The 22,012-nt window shown below is 43.1% G+C and carries 24 protein-coding genes; 10 read left to right on the top strand and 14 right to left on the bottom strand.

Translation table 11 applies throughout. From position 1 onward, the window contains the following. Positions 1–423: 423 nt before the first annotated feature. The 5 genes from crr to cysZ form a co-directional block, all read right to left on the bottom strand. Positions 424–933: a PTS glucose transporter subunit IIA gene (gene crr / locus AC3CID_RS11605; protein ID WP_004737851.1), complete on the bottom strand. Its 510-nt coding sequence runs from the start codon at positions 931–933 to the stop codon at positions 424–426. Positions 934–1,039: 106 nt separating this feature from the next. After that, on the bottom strand, positions 1,040–2,764 hold the full coding sequence (gene ptsI, locus AC3CID_RS11600) for a phosphoenolpyruvate-protein phosphotransferase PtsI (RefSeq protein WP_017079443.1): 1,725 nt from the start codon (positions 2,762–2,764) through the stop codon (positions 1,040–1,042). Between the two features lie 137 nt (positions 2,765–2,901). Then, positions 2,902–3,159, bottom strand: a complete 258-nt coding sequence (locus AC3CID_RS11595) for an HPr family phosphocarrier protein (RefSeq protein WP_004734263.1) — start codon at positions 3,157–3,159, stop codon at positions 2,902–2,904. 302 nt (positions 3,160–3,461) lie between these two features. Then, a complete protein-coding gene (cysK, locus tag AC3CID_RS11590; RefSeq protein WP_050620962.1) occupies positions 3,462–4,430 on the bottom strand; it encodes a cysteine synthase A in 969 nt (322 codons plus the stop codon). 222 nt (positions 4,431–4,652) lie between these two features. After that, positions 4,653–5,411 (bottom strand): sulfate transporter CysZ, encoded by a 759-nt coding sequence (gene cysZ, locus AC3CID_RS11585; protein WP_488526571.1) that lies wholly within the window; start codon positions 5,409–5,411, stop codon positions 4,653–4,655. Positions 5,412–5,640: 229 nt separating this feature from the next. Here cysZ and zipA point away from each other — a divergent pair, with 229 nt between their 5' ends. From zipA to AC3CID_RS11565, 4 genes are all read left to right on the top strand, one after another. Further along, complete coding sequence (zipA, locus tag AC3CID_RS11580) at positions 5,641–6,699, top strand: cell division protein ZipA (protein ID WP_237290329.1); 1,059 nt, start codon at positions 5,641–5,643, stop codon at positions 6,697–6,699. 92 nt (positions 6,700–6,791) lie between these two features. Beyond that, positions 6,792–8,804: an NAD-dependent DNA ligase LigA gene (gene ligA / locus AC3CID_RS11575; RefSeq protein ID WP_488526570.1), complete on the top strand. Its 2,013-nt coding sequence runs from the start codon at positions 6,792–6,794 to the stop codon at positions 8,802–8,804. Positions 8,805–9,327: 523 nt separating this feature from the next. Then, positions 9,328–10,749 (top strand): multidrug transporter, encoded by a 1,422-nt coding sequence (locus tag AC3CID_RS11570; RefSeq protein ID WP_488526569.1) that lies wholly within the window; start codon positions 9,328–9,330, stop codon positions 10,747–10,749. Positions 10,750–10,812: 63 nt separating this feature from the next. Next, positions 10,813–11,178, top strand: coding sequence for a DUF2799 domain-containing protein (locus tag AC3CID_RS11565; protein WP_488526568.1), 366 nt, complete (start codon positions 10,813–10,815; stop codon positions 11,176–11,178). Between the two features lie 37 nt (positions 11,179–11,215). On the opposite strand, the gene AC3CID_RS11560 is transcribed toward AC3CID_RS11565, so the two are convergent. Further along, on the bottom strand, positions 11,216–11,392 hold the full coding sequence (locus AC3CID_RS11560; protein WP_171312668.1) for a hypothetical protein: 177 nt from the start codon (positions 11,390–11,392) through the stop codon (positions 11,216–11,218). A gap of 355 nt (positions 11,393–11,747) precedes the next feature. Here AC3CID_RS11560 and cueR point away from each other — a divergent pair, with 355 nt between their 5' ends. Next, positions 11,748–12,143, top strand: a complete 396-nt coding sequence (cueR, locus tag AC3CID_RS11555) for a Cu(I)-responsive transcriptional regulator (protein ID WP_146456007.1) — start codon at positions 11,748–11,750, stop codon at positions 12,141–12,143. Between the two features lie 36 nt (positions 12,144–12,179). On the opposite strand, the gene AC3CID_RS11550 is transcribed toward cueR, so the two are convergent. From AC3CID_RS11550 to AC3CID_RS11530, 5 genes are all read right to left on the bottom strand, one after another. Then, positions 12,180–12,635 carry an NfeD family protein gene (locus AC3CID_RS11550; protein ID WP_146456009.1) on the bottom strand — a complete coding sequence of 152 codons (456 nt, stop codon included), beginning with the start codon at positions 12,633–12,635 and terminating at the stop codon, positions 12,180–12,182. A gap of 3 nt (positions 12,636–12,638) precedes the next feature. After that, on the bottom strand, positions 12,639–13,568 hold the full coding sequence (locus AC3CID_RS11545; RefSeq protein WP_004734251.1) for an SPFH domain-containing protein: 930 nt from the start codon (positions 13,566–13,568) through the stop codon (positions 12,639–12,641). 197 nt (positions 13,569–13,765) lie between these two features. Further along, positions 13,766–14,620, bottom strand: coding sequence for a co-chaperone YbbN (locus tag AC3CID_RS11540; protein WP_054547634.1), 855 nt, complete (start codon positions 14,618–14,620; stop codon positions 13,766–13,768). A 396-nt stretch (positions 14,621–15,016) separates the two neighbouring features. Continuing rightward, positions 15,017–15,844, bottom strand: coding sequence for an SDR family oxidoreductase (locus AC3CID_RS11535; RefSeq protein ID WP_171314081.1), 828 nt, complete (start codon positions 15,842–15,844; stop codon positions 15,017–15,019). Positions 15,845–15,887: 43 nt separating this feature from the next. Then, a complete protein-coding gene (locus tag AC3CID_RS11530) occupies positions 15,888–16,802 on the bottom strand; it encodes a TIGR01777 family oxidoreductase (RefSeq protein WP_488526567.1) in 915 nt (304 codons plus the stop codon). Between the two features lie 300 nt (positions 16,803–17,102). Here AC3CID_RS11530 and AC3CID_RS11525 point away from each other — a divergent pair, with 300 nt between their 5' ends. From AC3CID_RS11525 to yfcE, 5 genes are read left to right on the top strand one after another with little or no spacing between them, the layout of a single operon-like run. Next, complete coding sequence (locus AC3CID_RS11525; protein WP_017079455.1) at positions 17,103–17,837, top strand: DUF1538 domain-containing protein; 735 nt, start codon at positions 17,103–17,105, stop codon at positions 17,835–17,837. Next, positions 17,834–18,628, top strand: a complete 795-nt coding sequence (locus AC3CID_RS11520; protein ID WP_017090179.1) for a DUF1538 domain-containing protein — start codon at positions 17,834–17,836, stop codon at positions 18,626–18,628. Before AC3CID_RS11525 ends, AC3CID_RS11520 begins: the two co-directional genes overlap by 4 nt. Then, complete coding sequence (locus AC3CID_RS11515; protein WP_004734245.1) at positions 18,618–18,968, top strand: P-II family nitrogen regulator; 351 nt, start codon at positions 18,618–18,620, stop codon at positions 18,966–18,968. Before AC3CID_RS11520 ends, AC3CID_RS11515 begins: the two co-directional genes overlap by 11 nt. Beyond that, a complete protein-coding gene (locus tag AC3CID_RS11510) occupies positions 18,965–19,372 on the top strand; it encodes a CBS domain-containing protein (RefSeq protein WP_050651629.1) in 408 nt (135 codons plus the stop codon). Before AC3CID_RS11515 ends, AC3CID_RS11510 begins: the two co-directional genes overlap by 4 nt. 47 nt (positions 19,373–19,419) lie before the next feature. Next, positions 19,420–19,965 carry a phosphodiesterase gene (gene yfcE / locus AC3CID_RS11505; RefSeq protein WP_054547638.1) on the top strand — a complete coding sequence of 182 codons (546 nt, stop codon included), beginning with the start codon at positions 19,420–19,422 and terminating at the stop codon, positions 19,963–19,965. Positions 19,966–19,995: 30 nt separating this feature from the next. Here the strand turns inward: yfcE and AC3CID_RS11500 are convergent, their stop codons facing one another. The 3 genes from AC3CID_RS11500 to AC3CID_RS11490 all read right to left on the bottom strand — a co-directional run bounded on the left by AC3CID_RS11500 (position 19,996) and on the right by AC3CID_RS11490 (position 21,877). After that, on the bottom strand, positions 19,996–20,316 hold the full coding sequence (locus tag AC3CID_RS11500; protein WP_479297647.1) for an Rdx family protein: 321 nt from the start codon (positions 20,314–20,316) through the stop codon (positions 19,996–19,998). A gap of 132 nt (positions 20,317–20,448) precedes the next feature. Continuing rightward, complete coding sequence (locus tag AC3CID_RS11495) at positions 20,449–20,964, bottom strand: regulatory protein ToxS (RefSeq protein WP_054547640.1); 516 nt, start codon at positions 20,962–20,964, stop codon at positions 20,449–20,451. Between the two features lies 1 nt (position 20,965). Beyond that, positions 20,966–21,877, bottom strand: coding sequence for a winged helix-turn-helix domain-containing protein (locus tag AC3CID_RS11490; protein WP_372244360.1), 912 nt, complete (start codon positions 21,875–21,877; stop codon positions 20,966–20,968). Between the last annotated feature and the right edge of the window lie 135 nt (positions 21,878–22,012).

Genomic DNA, 22,012 nt, shown 5'->3' with positions numbered 1-22,012 from the left:
ATTTGGAAATTTTTTTTGGTAAATAGAAGTAAAAGCGAGATTTCCTATCATGTTCGTCTCTCGCTGTAGGGAATGACGACTATAGGGCGGTATTGATCCATTGTTTACCTGAATCGAAGTCTTTAGTCGTATCTCAGAATCGAGTAGAACGAGATATCAGAGATCTCTGTTTGTTAAAATTCACAAGTGTAATTTGATGTATAGGCGAAATGCCTTGAATAGCGCTTAACAACGTTTAGTAAAAAACTAGGTCGGATAGCAGGAGATAAACGGTCAGTGTAGTTTTCATTGGTTGAGGGAGCTAGGAGAAGGGTTTCGGTGTGATAGTCAGTAATGCCTATCTGAGGTATTGAACAAATATAGCAGGCACAAAAAACGCCACCCTTAGGTAGCGTTTTAATTAAAGCAGATAAGTAATCGAAATTACTTAGTTACTTTAAGAACTGGAGTTTCGCCAACAGTTACAGAACCAGAAAGCTTGTTCAGCTCCTTGATTTCGTCCATGTTAGAGATAACAACTGGAGTAAGCGTAGATTTCGCTTTCTCTTCTAGAAGCGCTAGGTCGAAAGTGATGATAGTGTCACCAGCTTTAACAGATTGACCTTCTTCAGCTACACGAGTGAAGCCTTCGCCTTTAAGTTCAACAGTATCGATACCGAAGTGAACGAAAAGCTCAACACCGTCGTCAGACTCAATAGAGAATGCGTGGTTAGTTTCGAAGATCTTACCGATAGTACCGTTAACTGGAGCTACCATTTTATCGCCAGCTGGTTTGATAGCGATGCCGTCACCAACGATTTTTTCAGCGAAAACTACATCTGGCACGTCTTCGATGTTTACGATTTCACCAGAAAGAGGTGCGATGATTTCGATTGCACCAGCATCAGCGCTGTCATCAGATACAAGCTTTTTCAGTTTGTCAAACAGACCCATTGTGTCATGCTCCTAACGTTTAGTTTTATTCTGTAGAATATACTATACCAATCTAACAAATTAGACGACTATTTTTAGCCGTCTAACTTTATTAAGCTCTTGGTGATTACTGAGTTTTCTCAGCGATGAATTTTTCTACGCAAGCTTCAATTTCTGCAGCTGTAGGTAGAGATAGCGCTTCGTCAGCCATAGCTTTAACTTCTGCGAAGTTAGAGTTACGGATTACTTTCTTAACTTTAGGGATAGAGATACCGCTCATAGAGAACTCATCTAGACCCATACCAAGAAGAAGTAGAGTTGCACGCTCATCGCCTGCTAGCTCGCCACACATACCTGTCCACTTGCCTTCTTTATGAGAAGCATCGATTACTTGCTTGATTACAAGAAGAACCGCTGGAGATAGTGGGTTGTAAAGGTGAGAAATCATCTCGTTACCACGGTCAACTGCAAGAGTGTATTGCGTTAGATCGTTAGTACCGATAGAGAAGAAAGCCACTTCTTTAGCAAGGTGGTGTGCGATTGCAGCAGCTGCTGGAGTCTCAACCATTACGCCAATTTCGATGTCTTCATCGAAAGCATGACCTTCAGCGCGAAGTTCAACTTTGTACTCTTCGATTGCTTTTTTCAGTTCACGGATCTCTTCAATAGAAATGATCATTGGGAACATGATACGTAGCTTACCGTGTGCAGATGCACGAAGAATGCCGCGTAGTTGGTCACGTAAGATTTCACGGCGATCCAAGCTGATACGTACTGCACGCCAGCCTAGGAACGGGTTCATTTCTTGTGGAAGATCCATGTATGGAAGATCTTTATCGCCACCGATATCCATTGTACGGATAATCACTGACTCACCGTGCATTGCTTCAGCTACTTCTTTGTAAGCAACGTATTGCTCTTCTTCAGTAGGAAGTGCTGTACGGTCCATGAATAGGAATTCAGTACGGTACAGACCAACACCTTCGCCACCGTTGCGCAGGATACCGTCACAGTCTTTAACTGTACCGATGTTGCCGCAAACTTCTACTTGATGGTTATCAAGCGTGATAGCTGGTAGGTCTTTAAGTTTTGCTAGTTCAGCCGCTTCTGCTTCAAAATCAGATTTGATTTTCTTAGCTTCTGCTAATTCAGCGTCAGAAGGGTTGATGATGATCTTGTTGTTCATCGCGTCTAGCACAAGCATGTCGCCGTTCTTAACTTGCTTAGTGATATCGTTAGTACCAACGATAGCTGGAAGCTCAAGTGAACGTGCCATGATTGAAGTATGAGATGTACGACCGCCGATGTCACAAGCGAAACCAAGAACGTAGTCTAGGTTGATTTGTGCAGTTTCAGATGGCGTTAGGTCGTAAGCAACTAGGATAACTTGTTCATTGATATCTGCTAGAGACACAATGTTAATGCCTAGTGCATTTTTAACGAAGCGAGTGCCGATATCACGGATATCAGTCGCACGTTCTTTTAGGTACTCATCATCAAGTGACTCAAGTGCAACAGCTTGCTCTTCGATCACTGTGTAGATCGCGTTGTCTGCGTGCATTTTGTCTTTCTTGATGAGTGCTAAAATCTCTTCTTCTAGCTCTTCATCTTCAAGCAGCATGATATGGCCTTCAAAGATTGCTTCTTTTTCTTCGCCAAAAGTTTCAAGTGCTTTTTGCTTTACAACTTCAAGTTGTTGAGAAGATTTGTTACGAGCGTCAAAAAAACGCTGAACTTCTGCTTCAACTTGATCGTCTGAGATAGATTGAGTGTTTAGGACAATTTCATCTTCTTGAAGTAGTAGTGCTTTACCGAAAGCAATACCAGGAGATGCTAGGATGCCTGAAATCATAGCCTTACCTTAGTTGTTCAACTGTAAACGGGAGAATGTGTGACTTTAAGTCGTCGACTAAATGTCGCGCTTATCGCTATCTATTTCGAACAAAGCCACTTTGCTGTGCAAAATGGCTTTGAAAGAAGGAGACCGTATTAGTGTAGTTGATCCATAAGAGCAACTAGGTGGTCTACTGCTTGCTGAGCTTGAGGGCCTTCAGCTGAAATAGTAACGTTAGTACCTTTTACTAGGCCTAAAGTTTGTAGCTTGAACAGGCTTTTCGCGCTAGCGCTTTTGCCGTTAGAAGTCACTGTGATGTCAGCATCGAAAGATTTTGCTTCTTTAACGAACTGTGCAGCTGGACGTGTGTGAAGGCCGTTTTCTGCTGTGATTTCTACTTGCTTCTCGTACATTTGATATACCCCAATTAATTTATTTTTTGTAAGTTTGTAACCAGTTCAGCTTAACTGCTTTAACGTAAGTTCGCTAGAGGCTAGTACGCTATGTTCGTGTTAGAACTTAGACTGGTTATAAATTTTTATCCAGCCATGGTCGTCTTTTGTTGAGTACTCATGACTTTCAGAATTTGTTTATTGCTTCTTTTATTTTGAAGCGAAAAATAAAACAGACCCGATATTACCAAAGGTGGGGCAGGGATCAACAAAAAAGCCCCTAAACGGGGCTTTTTTGGACGAAAAATTGATTTGACCACATATTATTGTTGGTTCTCTTTCTCCGTAAAGATGCCTGCAAATAGGGCTGTACTTAGGTAACGTTCGCCAGAGCTTGGCAGTACGGTAACAATAGTTTTTCCTGCAAATTCAGGTAGTTCCGAGATTCTGTTCGCCGCTACTACTGCTGCGCCAGATGAGATGCCCGCTAGAATACCTTCCTCTTTCATCAGGCGTTGAGCCATCTCAATCGCTTCTTCAGAAGTTACCGATTCAACTCGGTCAATAATCTCTAAATCTAGGTTTCCAGGGATGAAACCTGCACCGATACCTTGGATTTTGTGCGGAGCGGGTTTGATTTCTTCTCCTGCAAGCGCTTGTGCAATCACTGGAGACTCTGCTGGTTCAACCGCTACTGAAGTGATGGCTTTGCCTTTTTCACCTTTAATGTAACGACTTGTACCAGTGATAGTACCACCCGTACCAACACCCGCTACAAACACGTCGATCTCGCCGTCGGTTGCTTCCCAAATTTCAGGGCCCGTTGTCTGCTCGTGAATTTGTGGGTTCGCTGGGTTGTTGAACTGTTGTAGTAGTAGGTACTTGTCTGGGTCTGAAGCAACAATTTCTTCTGCTTTCGCAATTGCGCCGTTCATACCTTTTGGTGCTTCAGTTAGCACTAGGTTTGCGCCAAGCGCTTTAAGTAGCTTACGACGTTCTAGGCTCATTGACTCAGGCATAGTTAGTGTTAGCTTGTAACCGCGCGCCGCAGCTACGAATGCAAGAGCAACACCGGTGTTACCACTGGTAGGTTCAACAAGCTCGATACCTGGTTTAAGAGTACCTGCTTTTTCTGCTTCCCAGATCATGTTTGAACCGATACGACACTTAACACTGAAGCTTGGGTTACGAGCTTCGATCTTAGCTAGGACGTTACCTTTGCTTACTTTGTTAAGGCGGACTAGCGGTGTGTTACCAATCGTTAGGGTGTTGTCTTCGTAGATCTTGCTCATGCGATATTCCTTCATTTAATGACAGAACTAAACGTAGTATATCAATCACTTTACCGTCTAGTGTCTTTCGATGTTTGTTCAGCTTGAATTTAGATTAAACAACTTGAAAAAAAGGTAAAAGGATTAAAAAGTTATATCATATAGATATGTAGCAGAGTTCACGCCTATCTTTATTGGTAAGTGGATTCTCAAAGATAGGCGCGGAAAGGTAAGTTGGCTCGTTTATCGATGAGAGTGTAATGCTTGTTCTTTGAATTCAACAACCCACATGGCTGTGGCACCACAAACCGCAACTGGCACTACGATTAGGTTTAAAATTGGGATTGTCGTAAACACAGAAACAAGCGCGCCGAAGCTGTAGGTCTTACCTTGTTTTTGTTTCAAAATGTTTCTCATATCATCGAATTTGATTTTATGGTTATCAAATGGGTAATCAGCGTACTGGATAGCGAGCATCCATGCGGTGAAGATGAACCATAAAAACGGTGCAACGGTTTGTCCTAGTGCTGGAATTAACAAAAGTAGGAATAAACCGATCGCTTTTGGCAGAACGTAGACAAGCTTGCGCCATTCTCTCGCTAATATGCGTGGCGTATCTTTGAGGACATCAAGTAAACCATCGTCATTTACTTTTTTGCCACTAAGCAGCTCTTCTACCTTTTCTGCGAGTAATCCATTGAACGGTGCGGCAATGAAGTTAGCGAGCGTACTAAAGAAATACGAGAACGTGGCCAAGACGGTTATGACAAGTAGCGGCCATAAAATGTATGACAACCACGACAAGAAGCTTGGCAATGCACCAATCCATCCTTCAATCCAAGTGTTGAGGTTGGAAAAGATATAAAACAAAGCACCACCAACGAGTAACACGTTAGCGATGAGTGGAAGTAAAACAAACTTACGAATGCTCGGCGACAAAGCGATTTTTATTCCGAAAATAAAATAGCCAAAGCCTGAGCGGGGAACAGATTCAATAGTCATATTAAAATTAGGTCACATGTGAATTTGGTTAAATAGCAAACATCCCTAGTGTACTAGACCGAAATTAAGAAAAAAAGCGTGGTGAAAATCACACCATGTAAGGAACTAATTGTATTAAGTTGTTCTAAAACAGTGGCTACTTTTGATAGAGTAGTGAGATTAGCCAAATTAACCCAACTTAGTGACAGCGTGTTTATAGCTAGTCGACTAAGAAAGCTGAGAGCGAAAAATGCAGGAATTGCGATTTGTACTCATTATTGTTGGCGCATTAGCTATCGCCGCATTATTGTTCCATGGTCTATGGACGAGTAAAAAAGAAGGGAAAGCAAAGTTTGGAGATAAGCCGCTTGGTAAGCTTGATAACGACAGCTTAGATGAAGCAGAAACGATCCCAAACCGTTCATTCGCCCCAGAAGATGATTTTGAGATAATCCGAAAAGAGCGTAAAGAGCCGGATTTTGCAGTCTCACCATCTGAGACTGATCCGCTGATTGACTCAGATCCGCTTACTGCGCCACAAACGAAAGAAGTTATCGAAGACGACATCGAATTGAATGATCTTCCTTCCTTCAGTGTTAAAGAAGAACCAATTCAGATCGAGAGTGAACCTGAAGACATACAAGAGGCCACTGAACCAGAGGTTCCAAGCTTTGAATTGACTGACGAGCAAAAAGAAAGTCATGCTGGTTTTCAAGAGCAGTACGGTTCGTTTGAAGAAGCTTCTGATTCGGTTACCGAGCCGCTAGCTCCTAACAAAGCACTGACGCCAAGTGAACCGCTTGTTACTCAAGTAGACGTTGCTAAAGAAGTCGTTGCTACACAAAACGCAGCGTCTACTGAAGAAGCTAAGCCAGATGAAGAGCTTGGCCTAGAAGTTATTGTTCTCAATGTTCACTGTGCTGGAGAGATCCCGTTTGTGGGTACTGAACTTTTCCGTAGCATGGAGAATAACGGCCTAACTTATGGTGAGATGTCTATCTACCACTGTTTTGCACAATCTAGCGATGAGCCAAAAGTTATTTTCAGTGTTGCGAACATGATGCAGCCGGGAACTCTAGAACATGATGATCCCGCTGACTTTACAACGAAAGGTATTTCGTTCTTCATGACGCTGCCTTGTTACGGTCAAGCCGATCAGAACTTTAATGTAATGCTGAGTGCAGCTCAGAAAATTGCTGATGATATGGGCGGAAACGTTTTGGACGAGTCACGTAACTTAATGACGCCCAATCGTTTGTCAGACTACCGCAAGCAAATCAGAGACTTTATGACCGCTACGAATGCCTAGCCGTATTGTTTAGCCTTGTAAATAATCTATATTTATAGAAAAGGGCTCCTAAGGGAGCCCTTTTTGATATTTCAATCACGACAGAGAATGATATGAAAGAATCGATTCAAGTTACCTTAGAGCAGTTAAGAGAAACTCTGCACTATCATGCCGTTCGTTATTACGTAGAAGATAGCCCTGAGATCCCTGATGTCGAGTACGATCGATTGATGCAACAGTTGCTAAAGATCGAGGAAGAGAATCCAGAGCTTGTGACGGTGGATTCTCCGAGCCAACGTGTCGGTGGTCAGCCTCTCGATGGCTTCACTCAAGTGACTCATGAGATCCCGATGCTTTCTCTGGACAATGCATTCTCTGATGAAGATTTGGATGCGTTTAATAAGCGTATGTCTGATAGAGCGCCAATGGCCAATCTTAAGACTTTCTGTTGTGAGCCTAAGCTTGATGGCTTAGCGGTAAGCCTACTCTATGTAAATGGCACCTTAGTTCAGGCAGCAACGCGTGGTGATGGCGCTACTGGCGAAAACATCACAGAAAACGTACGAACGATCAGCTCGATTCCGCTTAAGTTGCAAGGCGAAGGTTGGCCAGAACGCATTGAGGTTCGTGGTGAAGTGTTTATGCCTAAAGCAGGCTTCGATAAACTGAATGAGATGGCTTTGAAGAAAGGCGACAAAGTTTTTGTTAACCCACGCAACGCCGCTGCAGGTAGCCTGCGTCAACTTGACTCTCGCATTACAGCGAAACGTCCACTGGCTTTCTACGCATACAGTGTCGGTGTTGTTCAAGGAGCTGAGCTTTCGAATAGCCACTATCAACGCTTCTTGCAGCTGAAAGGCTGGGGTTTGCCAATGTGTCCTGAAACTAAGCAATTAAGCTCGATTGAGGACGTAAAAGCGTACTATCAAGATATTATGACTCGTCGTGACGCCTTGGCTTATGAAATTGATGGGGTGGTGATTAAGGTTGATGACATTGCCGCACAAGTAACTCTAGGCTTTGTGGCACGAGCGCCGCGCTGGGCGATTGCATACAAGTTTCCCGCTCAAGAAGAGATTACGTTACTTAACGATGTTGAGTTTCAGGTGGGTCGTACAGGCGCGATTACGCCGGTGGCTAAACTAGAACCTATCTTTGTTGGTGGTGTGACGGTAAGTAATGCTACGTTGCACAACGCTGATGAAATTGCTCGCTTAGGTGTGAAGGTCGGAGATAGCGTAATCATTCGTCGTGCTGGTGATGTTATTCCACAGATTGTAGCTGTTGTGCAAGATCGCCGCCCTGATAGCGCTAGAGACATTGTATTCCCTGATGCTTGCCCAGTATGTAACTCTGCAGTAGAGCGCGTTGAGGGAGAGGCTGTAGCGCGTTGTACTGGTGGCTTAGTCTGTCAGGCACAGCGTAAAGAAGCGCTTAAGCACTTTGTGTCTAGAAAGGCTCTGGATGTTGATGGCCTTGGCGTAAAAGTGATAGAGCAGCTTGTAGACCGTGAAATGGTAGAAACTCCAGCCGATCTCTTTAAGTTAAGTGCGGGCGTGATTACGGTTCTTGACCGAATGGGGCCTAAATCAGCGCAGAATGTAGTGAGTGCGCTTAATAAAGCTAAAGACACGACATTAGCGCGTTTCCTTTATTCTTTAGGGATTCGCGAAGTGGGTGAAGCGACGGCTATGAACTTAGCTCAGCACTTTAAGACGCTGGAGTTGGTTCAAGCAGCAACTCATGAACAGTTGGTTGAAGTGTCAGATATTGGTGACATCGTAGCAAGTCATCTCACGAGCTTCTTCTCGCAGGAGAAAAACAGAGCCGTAGTCGAGCAGTTGCTAGAGCTTGGTGTTAACTGGCCTGCAATCGAAGAAGCTGCAGATGATCAAGAGCTACCGTTAGAAGGGAAAGTGGTTGTATTAACAGGCTCTCTATCTCAACTTGGTCGAAGTGAAGCTAAAGCTGCGTTACAAGCTTTAGGTGCAAAAGTGACAGGCAGTGTTTCTAAGAAAACCGACATATTATTCGCTGGTGAAGCCGCTGGTTCTAAACTGACTAAAGCACAAGATTTAGGTATCGAAATAAGAACGGAAGAAGATCTAATTGCCCTTATTTCGTAAGTAAATACAGATAAAAAAAGCTCAAAGGCACTCCTTTCAACGGAGTGCCTTTTTTGTTTCTGATATAAAAATGATGGCTTTTTAATTGTTGAGAATTTTGTTCCTATACGAACTCTAAAATCAGGACAGTGACGCTGCTCAACATTAATGAAATGCCGTTGTAGTTGTATTGAAAATGCGAGTCACTTCTATTTTTTAAGGGTGAATTATGTGTAAGTGGTTGATATTAATTTAATTTATCATTTCCGGTTATGATCTTTACAATTTATCGATCTGGATCACTAAGTACCTACTAAATTTGCACCAACTCATATTTTTTTAGATGAAAATTAAGTTCTCATTGATCTTTTTGAGGGCGAAGTTAGTCTTAATGCCATGGATGCACACGATGTGCATAACCAGAAAGGAAATAGAGAATTCGAGTTTAGGGTTCTCAAACAAGAAAAGGTATTTCTCTCTACGGCGGCCAACTTTAGGCGGGGAATATTCAAACAGCTATATCCATTTTTAGGAGTTTTATTCCATGGAAAACAAAATTTTCAAAGTATCTGCGATTACTGCAGCAATGGTGGGTGCACTTTCTGCTGCTCCAGCTATGGCTGAAGATCCAATCGGTCCTGAGTATGCAAGTCAGGCATCAGAGTTTTTCTCTGAATCTACAATTAGTGGCAACCTAAACTTTTTCATGCGTGCTCGTGACCGAGCTGGCAAGCCAAAAGATGGTGGTGGTAATCCAATTGCTGGGCCAGATACTGCTAAAACCACAAATTTAGATCACGGTTCTATTTTTGCTAATTTGGGTTTTCACTCTGGTTATGTTGCGGATGTAGTTGGTTTTGACGCAGTAGTGTATAGCACATTCGACATGTGGGCTGGTGAAGAAACTGGCGGTTCATTTGAACACGAGATGAACTTTTTTGACTGTGATTCTGCTTACGGTGCAAGTACAGGCTGTGATTCTTACCAAACTGACAACGGTGTTTCTTTCGCTAAAGCAGCATTAAAATTCAAGCTTGGCGAGAACATCAATGCGCAACTTGGTTACTTCCAACCGTCTGTACCTAGTTCTTTAGGCGTTAACTGGTCATTTGCTCCTGGTACATACCGTGGTGGTGAGATCGGTGGTAACTTTGGTGACCTTTCTGTTGGTTTCGTTTATGCAGACCAGTACAAAGCCCCTTGGTTCAAAGAAACATATGAATTCCGCGATGGCTCTTTCTGGGGCAGCCCTGGTAAAGACGTAGGCGATGTATACTCGATGGGTGCTCGTTATACTCTAAGTAATGGAATTGGACTTGATGTTGGTTACGGTGGCTTGACTGACGGTGATCGTAAAAACTTCCATGCTAAAGTTAAAGGCACGACAGATGGCGGCCTATTCTGGTCTCCACAACTATATGTAGTTGATGATGACAACCAATATGACAGCACAGCTTTCCAAGCGGCATTATTAACGTCTAAAACTATGGGTCAATACAGCTTCCGTGCTGAAGCGACATATACAGTTGCTGACTCTGAAGATACTCGTGGCAATGTTGGTAACATGGCTTACCGCCTAACAGAACAGTATGGTGGTTCAAACGGTGCTTACGACGTTTGGTGGAACAACCGTTCTGACTTTAACCACGATGGCGAATATGCGTTCTTCCTATCTTCAACTCGTGATTTCTCTGATGTTGGTGGTACAGGCTTCAGCGCTGGTGTGAGTGGTGCTTACGGTGCGGGTGCGAAAGCAGACGGTTACGATGAGCTAGTAGAATATGCATACAGCTTCTTCGCAAACTACGCAATTCAAGCTGGTGCATTGAAAGATGCTAACATCAGCTTCTACTACACTAACTTCTTTAATGATTCAGACGCGCCAGATTGGGGCGCTTACTCAAACGCGTTTAATGATGAAACTGATTTCAAACTAGCACTAACAATTCCTTTCGGAGTTAAATAAGTTAGATATGAAATAGATAAAGCTGGGCATTTGCCCAGCTTTTTTGCTTTTTAGGAGATATTTATGAAACGTATTATTCCCGTTACACTAATTGCTTTTAGCATAGCAGCATGCACTTCTTCACCGAAAACAGCATCTGAGTTTTGGTATGGTCAAGGGGAGCGTTTTGGATCCCGTGGCTACGCGATAGATAATGACTCATTAGTTGATATACAAGAAAAGGTGGAGTTTGATGAATCTGCTTATCTTGCCGGATATGAAAAAGGAAAATCAGAGTTCTGTGATCCTTATAAAGCTTTTGAAAAAGGCATCAAAGGAACAAGGTACACAGAACAATGTGCAGATATGCCTCGGGAGGTGATGATCAAAGCTGAGTGGCAAAGAGGATGGGACGCATTTATTGGAGCTGATTTTTACCGAGTTAGGTAGGTTGAAGTATTTTAACCCCTACCTACCAAATGAAGCTTTATTGATGAGAACCACCATAAGCCTTACATAATTCACGGGGGAGATGTTTTACTGCCCCGTCACTAAATGTGCACTGAACACCTGCACCAAATACTTTCCCTGAGTTGTTTTGCGCAATAGAGACTGGAGCTGAAAAAATAAATACTGAAGCTAGCGCTAAAGTTAAAAGTTTCATGTTTGCCATCCTTTACACTTACCAAAAAATAAATAGCATTAGACGTCATGCTTAATACTCAATTATGTATACGGTTGATGAAAGATCAAAGTTCTATAAAAATTTTTAATGAAAAATAACAAAAGTTAATTTCAACATATCAATCAGTAACTTATTGATTCGTGGTGTCTGGAAGTGTCCGTAAATGGAAGGTATTTTCTTTGTTGAAAGCAAAACGGTTATAAACAGAAGACTTTATTTTCTCAAATTATATTTGTTATGTATTGACGAACTCTAGGCGTATTATTTTTTCTTGCATCAAAGGCAGTAAAGGTTCATAAATGCATAAAGTGCAACTGGTTATTAGAGTAATATCATGAACATAAGTGAAGCGGCTAAGCTTACTAACTTATCAACGAAATCTATTCGTCTTTACGAAGACAAAGGGGTTATCACTGCGCCTTTCCGCTCGGAAAATGGTTATAGAAGTTATGATAAGAAGCAGATTAAAGAGCTTGGGATCGTTGCGAAAGCAAGAAGCGCTGGTTTTTCGCTTGATGAATGCCGTGCGCTTGTTGAATTAGCTGACAATCCTAGTCGAGAAAGTGCCGACGTTAAAGCAAAAGCGCTTAGTAAATTGGAAGAAGTAAACAAAAAAATTGAAGATCTATTGGCAATTCAGAAGACATTAAAAGAGTGGGTTGAACAATGTCCAGGTGACTCAAATAGCCATTGCCCGATCATTGATTCACTTGTAGAGAAAAAGCCATAATTTTGTTACTTATGGCTTTAATAAGGAATGCTTGAATTACTCTTTAGTTGGAGTAATCGTTAATACTATGCCATCTACAGCAGTGACGATCACCTCTGTGCCTGCTTCTAAGTCGTCAGCACTAACAGCTGACCACGTAGTATCACCTAGACGGATACGACACTTGCCTTTTTGAATGTCAGTATCGACTCGAGTTGTTTGCCCTACAAGTTGTTTTTCTCTTTGATTTAGCTCTCGTCCAGCGTCTGACTGCTTGTCATTAGATAGTTGTCTTCTCCACCACAACCAAGTGGTGATAAGTGAAAAACTCGCAAAGGACAACCATTGCATCTGCCAACCGATTGGTAGCGCGCCTAATAGCGCTCCGACCAACATGGCTGATATGCCTATCCACAAAAAGTAACCAGCAGTACCAACCAGCTCTAGGGCTAGCAGCGCTAGACCAAATGCTAACCAATGCCAGTGGTTTACTTGCTCTAGTAACTCGAACATAAGTTAGTCCTTACTACCCTTGTCGTTGCTTTGTGCAAACATCTCTGCGATACCTGCAACAGAACCCATTAGGCCAGTCGCTTCGAGTGGTAGCATGATTATCTTGCCGTTTTCAGCTTGGCCAATAGACTTCAGTGCGTCGGTGTAACCTTGTGCAATAAAGTAATTGACCGCTTGCATATCACCTTGAGCGATGGCTGTCGAGACCATTTCTGTTGCTTTAGCTTCTGCTTCTGCTGCACGCTCACGAGCTTCTGCTTGCAGGATTGCTGCTTGCTTTTGACCTTCTGCTTTTAAGATTTCTGATTGCTTATGACCTTCTGCTTTTAGGATCTCAGCTTGTCTTACACCTTCAGCCGATAAAATGTCGGCACGTTTGTTTCTCTCAGCTTTCATCTGGGCATTCATCGCGGCGGTTAGATCAGCTGGTGGCTGTACATCTTTGATTTCGATACGAGTAACTTTTACGCCCCATGGGTTAGTTGCTTCATCCACGATATTTAGCAGCTTGGTATTGATCATGTCACGCTGGCTAAGCATTTCATCCAGTTCCATAGAGCCAAGCACAGTACGGATATTGGTGAGGGTTAAATTACGGATCGCATGCTCAAGGTCATTTACTTCATAAGCCGCTTTCGGTGCATCGATAACTTGTACGAAGCAAACTGCATCAATCATGACATTAGCATTATCTTTGGAGATGACTTCTTGAGCTGGGATATCGAGAACTCGTTCCATCATACTGATGCGTTGTCCGACTTTATCGATAAATGGAATGATCAGGTTTAGGCCTGGTTTGAGTGTCTGTGTATAGCGGCCAAAGCGTTCTACGGTCCAGTTATTGCCCTGTGGAACGGTTTTGACACCAGCGAAAATGAACAGTAGTGCGACGACAGTAAAGACGCCAATAGTAATCAATGTATCAATAGCCATACAAAATCCTTTGCAAGTTTAAGTTTTTGATAGTTCACTATTGATACTGGCTCATATTTAAATTCTGAGCAAATTTATAAACGAGAAATGGGCCATAAAATATTGATTTTATGGCCCATTTTATACTATTTAATTCGATAAACTAATTGATTAAATTGTCAGTTTTCGATGTTCAATCTAACGATTTTAGGGTTTTGTTAGTAAAGCAGAGAGTACAGTTGTCGACGGTACTTACTGGCAACTGGGTTTCCTTGCCCAAGCGCACTTAAGATGTCCATGAACTCCTTTTTCATATCGCCATCGCAAGTATTTAGATCTTTTGCTAGGAAAGACCACAACAGCTCCATCGCTTCTTCGTTGCGGTTCACTTGGTGATATTGCAATGCTAACTCAGAGGCAGTCTTAGCGTCATTCGGGTCTTGCTGCAGAGCGGTTTCTAATGCCTGTATTTCAGGGCTGTCTGCTGCTTGCTTGTGAAGTTCAAGTTTCGCGACTAAGCCTTTGTAGTAGTTGTCTTGGTACTCTAGAGGAATGGTGGCTAGCTGAGTTTCAGCCAGATCAAACTGTTGCGTTTCTAACAAACACTCTGCGATCGCCAGTTTTACTTCACCTTTATTCGTCAGTTCTGCTGGGAGTTGCTGCATAGCTGCTAGTGCTTGCGTGTGCTCACCTGCTTGCATTTGTTCCAGAGCTTGACGTAATGCCAGTTCATCTTGGCTAGGAAGGTGCTTGTTTAGCATTTCAACAATGGCTTCTAAGCTCTGAGGGCCACCAAGCCCATCGACAGGCTGACCGTTAACAAACAGTGCAATAGTCGGTAGTGCTTGAACCCCAAATTGGCTAGCAATGGCTTGCTCCTGCTCACAGTTCAATAGGGCTAGGGTGAAAGCGCCATTGTATTGCTGAGTTAATGTTTGCAGTTCAGGAATGACTTGGGCGCTCTCTTGGCTCATTGGTGCCCAAAATTGGATGAGTACAGGGGTCTGCATCGAACCTTCTAATACTTGACGAAAGTTCTGCTCATTAAGTTCAACAATATGCGGAGATTGCATTTACGTTCCTTGAGGTTTGTTTATGGATACGTTGCAAATATGGGGGGATAAGTCGGTAACTTCAAGATCTAACTGGGGTATCTCAGATAAAAAGAGACAAAAATAAAAAAACGCTATGCTTCGACGTTGATAGGATGTTTATCTCTACATAGAAGGCATAGCGTAATCATTGAGGTGGTCAGTGAGGTATTGCGTGAGATACTCAAAACAGAATAAACAACGTAATCGCCACACTCACACCTACCCAATTAAGGCGGTTTAAAGTCATGAAATATCCAGATTAGATTCACCAATTGGGAGTAATTGATGAGATAGGATAAATCATGACATCTTATTGTTACGGAAAAATTACATCGTTACATTAAAGTTTGCGACTGTGCATTCAAAGTTAGAAAATTATGCAGCTTTTCTCAAAATAGGGTCTAGCCAGCGACTCGGTAGAATCCTTTTCAATACCGCGAACACTTTAGTCGGAGTCGTAACTCGGTATCTTAGCTTGGGTTTATTGGCCGAAAGTGCGTGAAATACAGGTTCGATACAACTCTCAGGTGGCAGAACAAAAGCGTTGTTCGATGACTCATTTTCGAGTCGGTCTTTTTGTTGTTGGTAAGCGTCTTGGTGAGCACTGCCAGAAATGTTGATCCATTTATTGAATGCTTTCAGGGCATTGGTTCTAAATTGAGTCTCAATTGGCCCAGGTTGCAGTAACGAGATGTGTATACCGCTGCCATGCAGCTCTAAACGCAAGGTATCCGTCCAGCCTTCAATAGCGAACTTTGACGCATTATAAGCGCCACGATATTTCATGGCGGCAAAACCTAATACGGAACTGTTTTGCACGATTCGGCCTTCACCACGTTCGCGCATGTGCGGGAGTATCTGACAAACAAGATGATGCCAACCAAAGAAGTTGGTTTCGAATTGCTCCCTAAGACCTTGGGTCGGTAAGTCTTCTAGCGCGCCTGCTTGACCGTAAGCGCCGTTATTGAATAACCCATACAACCCGTTAGGTGCGAGTGCAATTGCAAGCTTGGCGCCATTCTCGATACTCTCTTGGTTGGAAAGATCTAATTGAATACAAGTGAGGCCTTCATCTTGAAGGCGTTGAACATCCTGTGGGTCACGGCAAGATGCAATGACATGAAAGCCACTTTTTTGAAGTGCATGAGCACATGTATAGCCAATGCCTGTTGAGCAACCAGTGATAAGAATCGACTTGTTCACACTTAATCCTTTATTAGAGTCTCTATCGCTTTAGAGTAAAGAATTAGTCTTGATGTTGTAACAAGTTTTTTAGTGCCGGTTCGATTCTTGAGTAACTAAAGATAAATCCCGTTTCAGTGAGCTTCTTTGGTTTGGAACGAATGCTGTCAAAGAGCAGACAAGAAGATTCACCCATAAGAAGCGACATTGCCCATTTAGGCGTGAACAATAAATGAGGTCGGCGTAGTTGTTTGGCGAGTGTGCTGCTGAACAGCTTGTTGGTGACAGGGTGTGGGGCACACATATTAAATTCCCCTTGAGCGTGAGGCATCGACAATAAGTGGTTGATGCCTCTCACCATATCCAGCATGTGAATCCAAGGCATGTATTGCTCGCCTGAACCTAGCGGTCCACCAACTCCTAGTTTGTACGGCATAAGCATCTTTTTGAGCGCACCGCCATTTTCACCAAGTACAATACCTGTTCGCAGTAGTATCACGCGTGTTCTTTCTGATTGTGCTCTCTTGGCTATCTCTTCCCAATGAGCGCAAACTTTGTGAGGAAAGCTTTCATCTTCTACTTGTAGTGATTCGTCAAACGGATGTTGCTGTTGATCACCATAGTAACCCACGGCTGAGCCGCTAATAAAAGCCTTCGGCGGGTTGCTGCTGGTATGAATTAACTCGACCAGTTTTTCAGTAATGTGCCAGCGGCTGTTACAGATCCTCTCTTTTTGCTCCGCACTCCAACGCTTGTCAGCGATAGGTTCGCCAGCAAGGTTGACCACTACATCGAAGTCATTGAGATCGCTCAGTTCATCAAGAGATTGAATGTAATGAAGGTTATTCTGGTTCAGATGATTTAGGTTTTGTTTCGCTTTTTCGGGGCTCCGCGTCAATAATGTCACGTCGTCAGTGTTCCAGCTTTTGACCAATTCAGAACCAATAAATCCCGTACCACCAGTTAACAATATCTTCATACCAATCTCCCTATTAAACATAATTATAGACATGGCTTGTTTTTGAACGCCAATCAATACGAAAAAATCACTATAACGATCAGTTGGTTTCAATCGTGTGATACCCAAATTACGCCGTATCAATTTACGAAAGAATGAAATTAAATTCATCAAGTTAGGATGTATACCGCTATCACACTTATGGACTTTACTCGGATATGTTACCAACTGCGTAATATTTGTCACATAAGGAATGATAAGGATTTGCCATGATTATTAGTAATTAATAACCAGATACAATTTCAATGACTAGGAGTTGCGATGACGGCAGTGCTTGCTTTGTTTCGAGCCATGTTAGGTAGTCTAAGGGATCTCTTGCCGATCGTGGCGGTGATTGCTTTCTTCCAGCTTGCTGTTTTGCAAGAGCCACTCCCTCATCTTTTGTCTATTCTAACTGGCTTAGTGCTGGTGGTTTTTGGACTGACTTTTTTTATCTTTGGCCTTGAAATGGGTCTGTTCCCAATTGGCGAGTCTATGGCTCAAGCTTTTGCTCGTAAGGGGAGCGTATTTTGGTTATTGACCTTCGCTTTTTGTTTAGGCTTTGGTACCACCATTGCCGAACCCGCGTTAACCGCAGTGGCTGCTGAAGCAGCAGAAGTTGCAGCTGAAGGTGGTGTTATTCCCAACTCTTTAGATGAAAGGGAACAATATGCCGATGGCCTGCGCTTCACCGTGGCGTTATCGGTCGGTATTGCCATTCTATTAGGTGTACTTCGGATCTTAAAAGGTTGGCCAATTCAGTACATGATCATCGGTGGTTATATTGGAGTTGTGGTGCTCACTGCATTTGCCCCGGAAAACATTATTGGGATTGCGTACGACTCTGGCGGCGTGACAACATCGACGATCACCGTTCCGTTAGTGACCGCATTAGGCGTAGGTTTAGCCTCTGCGATTAAAGGACGAAATCCTATGATTGATGGCTTTGGATTGATCGCGTTTGCTTCACTTCTGCCGATGATGTTTGTCATGGTGTACGGGATGGTGGTGACATGATCAGTGTGCAGCAATTTATCGACACCTTTCTAGGCACTGTAATGGATGTGATTCCGATTGCGGTGATCATCTTCGGTTTTCAGTTAGCGGTACTGCGTAAGCCTGTCAATAACCTTGCCAAAGTGCTCATCGGTTTCTTTTACGTCATTCTTGGCTTATCACTCTTTTTGATGGGGTTGGAGCTCGCGTTATTCCCTCTAGGGGAGACGATGGCAATGCAACTCACCGAACCAAGCTTTTTGACTGAGTTTAAGATCAGCTCTGGTCTTTCATTGGCTTGGTTTGATTATTACTGGGTTTACCTGTTTGCGTTTTGTATTGGTTTTAGTACCACGATAGCCGAGCCTTCTTTGATTGCTGTAGCGATTAAGGCAAACCAAGTATCCGGTGGCAGTATCAGTGTTAACGGACTGAGAATCGCTGTGGCATTAGGCGTTGCCATCGGTATCTCATTGGGTAGCTACCGTATTGTTGCGGGCGATCCTATCCATTACTACATTATTTGTGGCTATGTAATTGTTGTGATTCAAACCTTTTACGCCCCCAAATTGATCATTCCATTGGCCTACGATTCAGGCGGGGTTACGACATCTACCGTGACTGTGCCTTTAGTGACGGCTCTTGGATTAGGGCTTGCTTCAACTGTACCAGGGCGAAATCCAGTAATAGACGGTTTCGGCTTAATCGCCTTTGCGAGTTTGTTCCCCATCATTTCGGTGATGAGCTACGCCCAAATAACCCAATGGTTAAACCGTTTACACACCTCTAAGGAGAGCAAAGATGCGCTTTAAACTTATCCTAGCGTTTGTAGAAGAGAGCAAAACCGACATTGTGCTCGATGCCGCGCGTGATGCGGGCGCAACCGGAGCAACCGTGATTAATAATGCCAGAGGGCAGGGCTTAAACCAAAAGCGCACCTTCTTCGGATTAACATTAGAGGTGCAAAAAGATGTGCTGCTGTTTGTCGTTGAGGAGCATCTAGCAAGGCATATTCTCGAAAGAATTAGTGAAGTGGGGGAGTTTGACCAAGAATCGGGACAGGGTATTGCAGTACAGATAGATGTGGAAGATGCAGTAGGCGTTGCGCACCAAGTTGAGACGTTAACAAAGGTTGTGGAGGATGAGCTATGAGTACCAGTGAAAAGATCCGAGTAGGCGATGTCATGGCCAATACGTATGTGATTATCGATGGGCTAACTACGGTGTTAGAAGCGATAGAGATGGCGAAGAAGCACAAAGTGAAGGCAATCATTGTCGATAAACGCCACGAGGATGATGAGTACGGTATCGTGTTGATGAATGATATAGCAAAGAAAGTGTTGGCTAAGAATCGATCTCCCAAGCGAACCAATGTTTATGAAATCATGACCAAGCCAGCGCTAAGCGTGTCTGCTGAGATGAACGTAAAGTATTGCGCTCGCCTGTTTGAACGCTTTGGTATCAGTCGCGCGCCAGTAGTTCGTGATAACAAAATAGTCGGTATGGTTAGTTACAATAATATCGTGATCAACGGTATGGTGAGAGATGACGTGTAGCATTTAGATACGTACAATAGGCTCATAAATTTTATGGAGAAGTACGTGTGAAATTATTTTTTGCTTCAGACCTACACGGTTCGTTGCCAGCAACAGAAAAGGTATTAGAACTCTACATAGCGTCTGGTGCGCAATATTTAGTGCTATTGGGTGACATTCTGAATCATGGTCCAAGAAACCCGATTCCCGAAGGATACAATCCGCCGGCGGTTGCAGAGAAGTTGAATGCGTTTTCTCAAGAGATCATTGCCGTTCGTGGTAACTGTGACAGTGAAGTGGATCAGATGTTGTTGTCTTTTCCAATGATGATGGATTACTCATGGGTGTTATTGGAATCAGGTCAGCGTATCTTTCTAACCCATGGTCATTTGTATAACACCACTAAACGACCAGCACTAAAAGCGGGTGATATTATTGCCCATGGACATACCCATATTCCAGTTGCCGAATACCAAGATGATATCTTTATCTTTAACCCTAGTTCGGTGACATTCCCACGAGATGGTCACGCAGCGAGCCATGGCATCTATGAAAATAATACCTTTAAAGTCATTAGCCTTGAAGGTGACGTAATTGTGAGTGGCGAGCTTTAAATAAACTCAATCGGCGGCGTTAGAAAAGGCTCACTTTGAGTCTACGTGGCCGAGGTCTCTGTCTGGAGCAATGATGTTTCGCACTCTTTGCTTCAGAACTTTCGCTTCAGGAAAGCCTCCGTCAGCCTTTCTTTCCCAAATCTGCACACCATTACAAAAGATTTCGAACCTGCCTCCGGTGTCTGGATGCAAGCTCACTTGTTCAATTTCTTCGCTAAAGGTATGCAGCAGCTCTTGGCATAACCAACTTGAACGAAGCATCCAATTACACTGACGGCAATAGTGTATTGCGATTGTCGCTTTTGTTGCTGTCTCTTTAGCTGGCGTCAGATTTGGTTGATTCGTATTCATAGTTAATCCTTAAAATGCTACATCCGTAATTTGATACCAACGGCTAACAAAAAAGGGGCATCATGCCCCTTTTCTATTGGTTTACCGTTTAATGGTATTCAGCTATTTCTATACAAAAATAACTGCAGAGTTTTAGTTTGAGAACAAAACGGTAGAACCGTGATTTAAGCTAGTGAGCAGCAGTGCTTTCTGATTAATAATATCAATGCGTCGGCTTTGCTCTGCATCCATCTTAATCACTTGAGTGATAAGTTCGAGTTGCTCTTCCGAAAAGTCTTGGCGCTCAGCCGAAGTTACATCTTTAAACTCCGTTGGCGAAATCAGTAAATAGTTATCGTTAATATCCCACTGACCTGTTTCAGATATGTTGATCACATTCGCAGGTGCAGTTTGAGTGCTGTACAGCCTAACCACTGACATTCTCAGGTACGTACCATTTGGTAGGTATTTCGCATTCGATGACAATTCAACTTTACGAAGCGGCCCGATTGAATCAGCTTGCTTGTTATCGCTAATCAGAGTCACCATTTTCGATTGCCATTCATGCTGAGTGAGCAAGCGCTCTACTTTTGCATCGCTGCCCCAATATAACCAACCACTTAAAAATGCAGATAGAACCAGTAAAATAATCGATACTTTTAATTTCATGTTACTGACCACCGTTACAAATGTCGTTTACATCCGACTGGTTTGCGTAAATTCTTAGGGTTACATTTTCGCTAGAGTAATCTTGCGGGTGAATGTAGTTGAGGGCAAGGTTGTTGGTTTGTCCACCAGTTGCAATCACCTCAGTCGGTTTCAGCATGCCAGTGTGATTGGTGTTGTAACGCAATACACACTTCTCTATCGCAGGTAGCCAACTGCTGAGATCAGGATGATTGATTGGGGTTTGAATTTTTACACCATCCACTTCAGTCAATGTTCTGAACTCGGATTCTGCGGGGTTAGTAAACGTTAAAACCAGAATGGGCATGATGAAAGCCGCAAGCAATAACGAAAACGCTAACCACTTATTGGTGCTTTTAACCGGGGTCGCAGTTGGTGTTGTTGCTGGTTCTACTTCAACTTTGGTTTCTTGAAACTTTGTAATTGACTCGGGCTCAACAGCTTCAGTCATTGCTTCTTCGGTCATTGTAGGCGTTGCAAACGTTAAGATAGGTTCTACGTCATTTTCTGCAATTTCAGCCGCTACTGGCTGATCATTTGATGAAAGTGGTGCAGAGCGTTCAACGGTTGCAATAAATTGGTAACCGCGTTTAGGTACCGTTTTTACGAATTCTGGAGATTTGGTCGAGTCCTTGAGCATCTTTCTCAGGGTCGAAACTGCTTGCGTTAAGCTTGAGTCATCAACCTCAAAGCCTTGATCTCGCCAAACATACTCGTGCAATTCATTACGAGTGATAACTTCATTGGGTCTTTCTGACAGCATCAGGAGAATGCGGCTTTCATTGCTGCCAAGGCGCACGACTTCGCCGTCGCTCATTTGATCAACAAGTGAATTGCTATTTGGGTCGAATACGAACCGCTGTGCGAGAATAAACTTTGTGCCGATATTGCTCATTGAATTCTTCTATTTTGGATGATTTTGAGTGCGAAATAGACAAATCTCAGGTGAAGTTCCGTTAATTCTTCACCAAATCATGGCTTCTTTTATGTTCTTTTATATTTATCAGACTCAAGGATAATAAAAACAGAT

The organism is Vibrio sp. QJM3NY_21 (genome assembly GCF_057785975.1).
This window is presented reverse-complemented; position numbering and strand designations above follow the sequence as displayed.

What these genes read in the sequence shown, in the direction of transcription:
- AC3CID_RS11500 (WP_479297647.1), bottom strand. Translation starts at nt 20,316, where the DNA reads ATGAATACGAATCAACCAAATCTGACGCCAGCTAAAGAGACAGCAACA.
- AC3CID_RS11490 (WP_372244360.1), bottom strand. Translation starts at nt 21,877, where the DNA reads ATGAGCAATATCGGCACAAAGTTTATTCTCGCACAGCGGTTCGTATTC.
- AC3CID_RS11540 (WP_054547634.1), bottom strand. Translation starts at nt 14,620, where the DNA reads ATGCAATCTCCGCATATTGTTGAACTTAATGAGCAGAACTTTCGTCAA.
- AC3CID_RS11595 (WP_004734263.1), bottom strand. Translation starts at nt 3,159, where the DNA reads ATGTACGAGAAGCAAGTAGAAATCACAGCAGAAAACGGCCTTCACACA.
- crr (WP_004737851.1), bottom strand. Translation starts at nt 933, where the DNA reads ATGGGTCTGTTTGACAAACTGAAAAAGCTTGTATCTGATGACAGCGCT.
- ligA (WP_488526570.1), top strand. Translation starts at nt 6,792, where the DNA reads ATGAAAGAATCGATTCAAGTTACCTTAGAGCAGTTAAGAGAAACTCTG.
- AC3CID_RS11550 (WP_146456009.1), bottom strand. Translation starts at nt 12,635, where the DNA reads ATGTTCGAGTTACTAGAGCAAGTAAACCACTGGCATTGGTTAGCATTT.
- cysK (WP_050620962.1), bottom strand. Translation starts at nt 4,430, where the DNA reads ATGAGCAAGATCTACGAAGACAACACCCTAACGATTGGTAACACACCG.
- zipA (WP_237290329.1), top strand. Translation starts at nt 5,641, where the DNA reads ATGCAGGAATTGCGATTTGTACTCATTATTGTTGGCGCATTAGCTATC.
- AC3CID_RS11570 (WP_488526569.1), top strand. Translation starts at nt 9,328, where the DNA reads ATGGAAAACAAAATTTTCAAAGTATCTGCGATTACTGCAGCAATGGTG.
- ptsI (WP_017079443.1), bottom strand. Translation starts at nt 2,764, where the DNA reads ATGATTTCAGGCATCCTAGCATCTCCTGGTATTGCTTTCGGTAAAGCA.
- AC3CID_RS11515 (WP_004734245.1), top strand. Translation starts at nt 18,618, where the DNA reads ATGCGCTTTAAACTTATCCTAGCGTTTGTAGAAGAGAGCAAAACCGAC.
- AC3CID_RS11565 (WP_488526568.1), top strand. Translation starts at nt 10,813, where the DNA reads ATGAAACGTATTATTCCCGTTACACTAATTGCTTTTAGCATAGCAGCA.
- AC3CID_RS11495 (WP_054547640.1), bottom strand. Translation starts at nt 20,964, where the DNA reads ATGAAATTAAAAGTATCGATTATTTTACTGGTTCTATCTGCATTTTTA.
- AC3CID_RS11520 (WP_017090179.1), top strand. Translation starts at nt 17,834, where the DNA reads ATGATCAGTGTGCAGCAATTTATCGACACCTTTCTAGGCACTGTAATG.
- AC3CID_RS11525 (WP_017079455.1), top strand. Translation starts at nt 17,103, where the DNA reads ATGACGGCAGTGCTTGCTTTGTTTCGAGCCATGTTAGGTAGTCTAAGG.
- AC3CID_RS11545 (WP_004734251.1), bottom strand. Translation starts at nt 13,568, where the DNA reads ATGGCTATTGATACATTGATTACTATTGGCGTCTTTACTGTCGTCGCA.
- cueR (WP_146456007.1), top strand. Translation starts at nt 11,748, where the DNA reads ATGAACATAAGTGAAGCGGCTAAGCTTACTAACTTATCAACGAAATCT.
- AC3CID_RS11510 (WP_050651629.1), top strand. Translation starts at nt 18,965, where the DNA reads ATGAGTACCAGTGAAAAGATCCGAGTAGGCGATGTCATGGCCAATACG.
- AC3CID_RS11530 (WP_488526567.1), bottom strand. Translation starts at nt 16,802, where the DNA reads ATGAAGATATTGTTAACTGGTGGTACGGGATTTATTGGTTCTGAATTG.
- AC3CID_RS11560 (WP_171312668.1), bottom strand. Translation starts at nt 11,392, where the DNA reads ATGAAACTTTTAACTTTAGCGCTAGCTTCAGTATTTATTTTTTCAGCT.
- cysZ (WP_488526571.1), bottom strand. Translation starts at nt 5,411, where the DNA reads ATGACTATTGAATCTGTTCCCCGCTCAGGCTTTGGCTATTTTATTTTC.